The sequence below is a fragment of the Bacillus hominis genome (assembly GCF_018332515.1).
GTDB lineage: Bacteria > Bacillota > Bacilli > Bacillales > Bacillaceae_G > Bacillus_A > Bacillus_A hominis.
This window is the reverse complement of sequence record NZ_BOQD01000039.1, coordinates 1-5,107: the sequence shown is the minus strand read 5'-3', so window position 1 is coordinate 5,107 and position 5,107 is coordinate 1. Positions and strand designations below refer to the sequence as shown.

The following is a 5,107-nucleotide window of genomic DNA, read 5'->3' as shown; positions in this document are numbered from 1 at the left end:
AATTTCAACATCAATTCAAAAGAAGAACTGAAACAAATGTTAACAACAGCTTTACAGGATGGGACGTTTGGTCCATTTACATTAAATACATTGCGTAAAGATATATCTGAGGTAAAAAAAGAATTTGGAGTGCCTGATGTTTTGAAGAAAGCACCATGTACAGAATGTGATGCACCTACTACAGCAGTATACGGAGAGTATAATATTGATATGTACCCTTCGGACGCAAGATATATATGGGTGAAAATGGGTATCCCTATCAGTGAATTAAAAGAATGGTTTGGTGAACCAGATTTAATCGGAGAAGATATGACTAGTGAAGGCTTTATATATAATCGAGGAAGCTATTCCCTTTATTTCAGCTTCTCTGATGGTTATATTCAACGCGCTGAAATATCTAAACGTGAAGATCGTTAATAAGTTACAAACAATATAAATATATAAAGCATAAAAAACCCTTCAAGAATACCCTTATTCTTGAGGGGGGTTATTTTATTTCTATCTATTTTACATAATACAAATCTATAAAACTCCCACTGATTAAACTTTATGTTTCTTGGTGCTCCGCATCCCATTCACTTAAATAAGTTGCATATTCTAATTCATCTGGATCATCATGTAACATAGATATAAACTCTAATTTATTCCCATCACAATCCAAAAAATATACGCTTGCAGCTGGCATCCATCTTTGGACGATTGGCTCTTGATTTCCTTTCCCCTGACTCCCTACTACCTCTATTCCACGCCCCTCTAACCACAATTTGGAAGTCTTTAAAAACTCTAAATCTACACGAAAAGCGAAGTGTTTCGTCTCAAAATCTTCGTTAGTATGTACTTCCCATAATCCAAGCATTTGTTTTTTATTTTCTCCTACCCAAAAGAAAGCGACTCTTCTTTCCGATAGTTTTCTTGCTAATGCTAAGCCTAACTTATTTTGATAGAAATCTATCGCTTTTTCTAAATTTCTTACATGCAAATGAGTTTCGTATATGCTTTGTATCATTGTATTTCTCCCTTCCCTACATACGTAATCTTCTGATTTTCCAAAGATGTATTTTGTTTTTATAATACAAATAAATATATTTTAAATCATCCTACTTTTGTATCATTTTTCTTTCCTACAATGGTATAAGTATAAATATTCCGGATTTATACTTCATGTCCCAACGCTGAAATTCTATAAATTAAGCATCGTTCAATTTACTTTTACATTTTTATGTAGTTAATTTTTCTCCCTACTATCTTTACTAACAAAGATCGCTTAGCTTAGTCTTTCATTGGTCAGTAAAAAAACAAGCCATCCAACTCAAATGAATTGGATGGCTCTATACCATAAAGAAAATCTGTTATTAGATTACTTCAATTTCCCCTCAAAAACAATTTTCCTACCACACGGCTCAACTTCTGTTTTCCCGTCTTTCTTCACTTCATGAAAGATTGGCTCTTCCATGCGACGAGACGGCGCATATCCTTCTTGTTCCATACGTGCTAAGCAGTCTGTAATCGTTTCGTTTTCTAGTACTTCAAATTTTTTCTTATTAGGTTGTTTTGTCATGCCCTAACCTACTTTCTATTTTTCTTGATGCGAATTGATTTTTCATGTAAATAATATATACCATTGCGAGAATACCCATTATAATCATAACCGCAATAAAAAAGCTTGTATACTGTATTTTTTCTATAAATACGCCTCCTAATACAGGCCCCATAATACTTCCTATACTAAAGGCGATTCCGGATAATATATTACCTGCTGGTAGTAAGTGCCTCGGTAATAAATCTGCCATAAATCCAAGACCTAATGAGAAGCATGATCCAATTACCATACCAGCTAGAAGCATACAGACAAAGACGATCCAGTAATATTGATTAAATACTGCTGCAAGTAGGAAAATGCCAGTACTTATGCTGAATGTCCACGTTAAAATACGGTCTCTTCCGTATTTATCACTCAATATACCGAGCGGAATTTGTGTAATAATACCCCCAATCGCGAATGCTGGTATTAAGAAAGAAACATCTGATACAGACCACCCTTTGCGAAGGGCGTATACTGGTAAATTACTATTTAGCATTGCTTCAAGCACACCATATGCAAGTGGACCAATAAGTGCAATCCAAGCTAATCCCACGACTTGTTTATAACGAGAAAATGATGATTCACTTTCAGTTTTCGTTTCATCTTGTGCTGGGAATGCATTTTTCGTTGGTAAAAGTAAAATCCATCCTATTAAGCAAAGTATAGTAGATATGATAAATGGCGTTGCTAGACCATACTGAACTGTACTTGCCAGATAAGGGCCAATTGCAAAACCAATTCCGCAGAATACGCCGTATATCGATACTTGCCTACCTATTTTACTAGGGTCTGTCGTTGTTGTAATCCACGTTTGTGTTCCGACATGAAGCATATGATCTCCAACGCCAACTATAAATGTGTGCTGTTGCAGCGCTTCAAATGAAAATGTTTGTGTAAGAACTTGTGCTACTTCTGCACGTGTTATTGTTTCTCTAGGTCTAAAATTCCCCTTCTCATCACCTTTAAAAATACCGCGTTCTGTTAATGCTAAAATTTCATTTGGAAACATTGTTGATCTTTCAGAAATATCATTATAAGGATTTTTTAACGGTCCTTCATGCTTTATATTAAGTGCGCGATACAGTACTGCCGCCACTTGTTCACGTGTTACATTATCACCTACACCAAACTTGCCATTTCCATAGCCTAGCATAACTTTATGATACGCCACTTCCATAATATAGTCATATGCCCAATAGTCTACTGGAACATCATCAAATACAATCATTTCTGGATATTCTTCTGCTTTTATGTTAGGAACATTTGCACTTACCAATAATCCACCCATAATAGTCGCTGCTGCCATTATACGGAACATTTTTTTCTTCATTGTCCTCGCTCCTTCATTTCCACTTTATTAAAAGTGGAACATAATAGACTAAATTCTTTCCCCATATTACATATGCTGTATTTGCAAGCCATATGTAATATATTGCATTTTTAACATCTATTATTTTGAAGATTACTAGGAGAGCCAATTCGCTCTCAATTCCAATTGGGTATCCTGAATTGCATGCAAATCATTTGAAGAAATATTCTTATCTTTGCGCTCTAGTTTCTCTGTTTGATTTTCAAAAAGGATAAACAAAAGCTTTTGCAAAGTTGTTATATATACAATATTCTACTATCTACTAATCAAGTCCTTCACTTATAAAAAATTCACTTTATAGACAAAAAAGCGCAAATATCATATTTGCGCTTTTTTCGAGCTTCATAGATTAATCGTTTGAATGGAATCTAAGAATTGCATTATGTAAAAACTTCACCTTTCAGATAAAAAAGTACAAGTATAATCTACTTGTACTTTTTTATACTCTTATTTATTCCCATTTATCTGGTGAATTATAAATTGCTTGTTGTAAAAACTTAGCGAATTGCCCACGTGTAACGAGCATTTCAGGCTCGAACTTACCATCTCCGGTTCCTACCACAACTTTATTAGACTGCAATGCACTAATTGCATCTCTTGCCCAATAGTTTTCTGGTATATCTGTAAATGTATGCGGATGCTTTGCTTTCAACTCATATGCTTTCGTTAAAATTTGTGCTAATTCTGCACGAGTTAATGTGGCTTTCGGACGGAAATTCCCATTTTCGTCTCCTTTAAAAATACCAAGTCTTGTTAAATGTAAAATTTCGTAAGGGAACATTGTTGATTTCCCACTAATATCTTCATATGGATTCTCTTCAAATGGACTTCTTTTTAAATTGAGTGCGCGATGTAGTACTGCTGCTGCTTGTTCACGTGTTATATTATCTTCTACCCCAAACTTACCGTTTCCATATCCATACATAATACGGTGATATACTAAATTCATAATTTCATTATAAGCCCAATGATCATTTGCTAAATCATCAAATTCTAGCATAATATCAGGTGAAGGTGGAGATTGTTGAATTACATCTGTATTTGCTGAAACAATATTACTGCTAACAAATATCCCCCCTATTAAAGTTAATGATGTCGCTACCTTTAATAACCTTTTCATCGCTCTCATCCGCCTCTTCCTTTATTTTCCTACTCTTATATTGTACAAAAAATAAGGGGATTCTCAATACGGTAGGAGGTAATTTTTTACACTTCATAATACGTATTTTCTTTTACCATCACTTTTTCATCCTTCGTTTTTCGAAAAGTAAATGCCATTCCTACAAATATAAGAATAATCCCTACAATTTGCATACTAGTCGGTCTAAAACCGGTAAAGACCGTATCTAACAAAATTGCAACAGCAGGATCTAAAAACACTAATACAGAAATAAGTCTCGTCGGCAAATCTCTTAAACTGTCAAAAAATAAGTAATATACAAACCCAGTATGTATAAGTCCTGTCGCAGTAATCATCATCCAATTCATCTCTGTTAATCCTTGAAAATGTCCGAAATCTACGAATGGTAGCAATAAAAATATGCCTAAAAACGTTTGTAAAAAGGTCATCGCATATGCACTCGTATGCTGAATCCCCTTTCCTAGTAACGTGGTAAAAGCATAAAATAAAGCCGCAAGAAGTGCCCATACCATTCCAGATGACATTAATTTCTCAAGCGACATACTACCGTCCACTCCAGCTACTAACACTGTGCCGATAAAACAAATAACAATGGACATAACAGCAAATACTGTAAGTCTTTCTTTAAATACGATACTACCAATCATTAATACGATGATCGGTGCAAGATGATATACAGAAATCGCAATTGTAATCGACATAAGTTCAAACGCTTTAAATAAAAATACCCAGTTAAAAACGAGAAATACACCACAAGCTAATATTTGTATCGTTTCTTTTTTGTTCCATTTCTCACTTTTGTATTGCCCTGTTACGAACCAACATAATGCTAAAAATAAAGTCGCACAAATACAACGAACAAATACTAATTCAAAAGGCGGTAAACCTGTCTGGACAGAAAAAAATCCAATCGATCCGAAAATAGACATCGAAAGAATCATTTTTATAGCCGGCATTGATTTTGAATGAAACAAACTATTAACCTCCTAAATATTTCACTGAATATTCTATATAT

At 34.4% G+C, this 5,107-nt stretch carries 5 protein-coding genes and 2 pseudogenes; 1 reads left to right on the top strand and 6 read right to left on the bottom strand.

What is annotated here, in order from left to right; translation table 11 throughout:
• A pseudogene (locus tag KI356_RS05780) lies at positions 1 to 417 on the top strand (S-layer homology domain-containing protein); the annotation flags it as partial.
• Positions 418 to 547: 130 nt separating this feature from the next.
• Here the strand turns inward: KI356_RS05780 and KI356_RS05775 are convergent.
• From KI356_RS05775 to KI356_RS05750, 6 genes and pseudogenes are all read right to left on the bottom strand, one after another.
• A complete protein-coding gene (locus KI356_RS05775) occupies positions 548 to 1,006 on the bottom strand; it encodes a VOC family protein (protein ID WP_212935027.1) in 459 nt (152 codons plus the stop codon).
• A 351-nt stretch (positions 1,007 to 1,357) separates the two neighbouring features.
• Positions 1,358 to 1,558, bottom strand: coding sequence for an NETI motif-containing protein (locus KI356_RS05770; protein WP_000166302.1), 201 nt, complete (start codon positions 1,556 to 1,558; stop codon positions 1,358 to 1,360).
• Positions 1,542 to 2,414, bottom strand: a complete 873-nt coding sequence (locus KI356_RS05765) for an MFS transporter (RefSeq protein WP_438820839.1) — start codon at positions 2,412 to 2,414, stop codon at positions 1,542 to 1,544. The genes KI356_RS05770 and KI356_RS05765 overlap by 17 nt, the downstream gene beginning before the upstream one ends.
• Before the next feature lie 21 nt (positions 2,415 to 2,435).
• A pseudogene (locus KI356_RS05760) lies at positions 2,436 to 2,912 on the bottom strand (S-layer homology domain-containing protein); the annotation flags it as partial.
• Positions 2,913 to 3,402: 490 nt separating this feature from the next.
• Positions 3,403 to 4,080: an S-layer homology domain-containing protein gene (locus KI356_RS05755; RefSeq protein WP_212935026.1), complete on the bottom strand. Its 678-nt coding sequence runs from the start codon at positions 4,078 to 4,080 to the stop codon at positions 3,403 to 3,405.
• A 77-nt stretch (positions 4,081 to 4,157) separates the two neighbouring features.
• A complete protein-coding gene (locus KI356_RS05750) occupies positions 4,158 to 5,066 on the bottom strand; it encodes a DMT family transporter (RefSeq protein WP_212935025.1) in 909 nt (302 codons plus the stop codon).
• Positions 5,067 to 5,107: the final 41 nt, after the last annotated feature.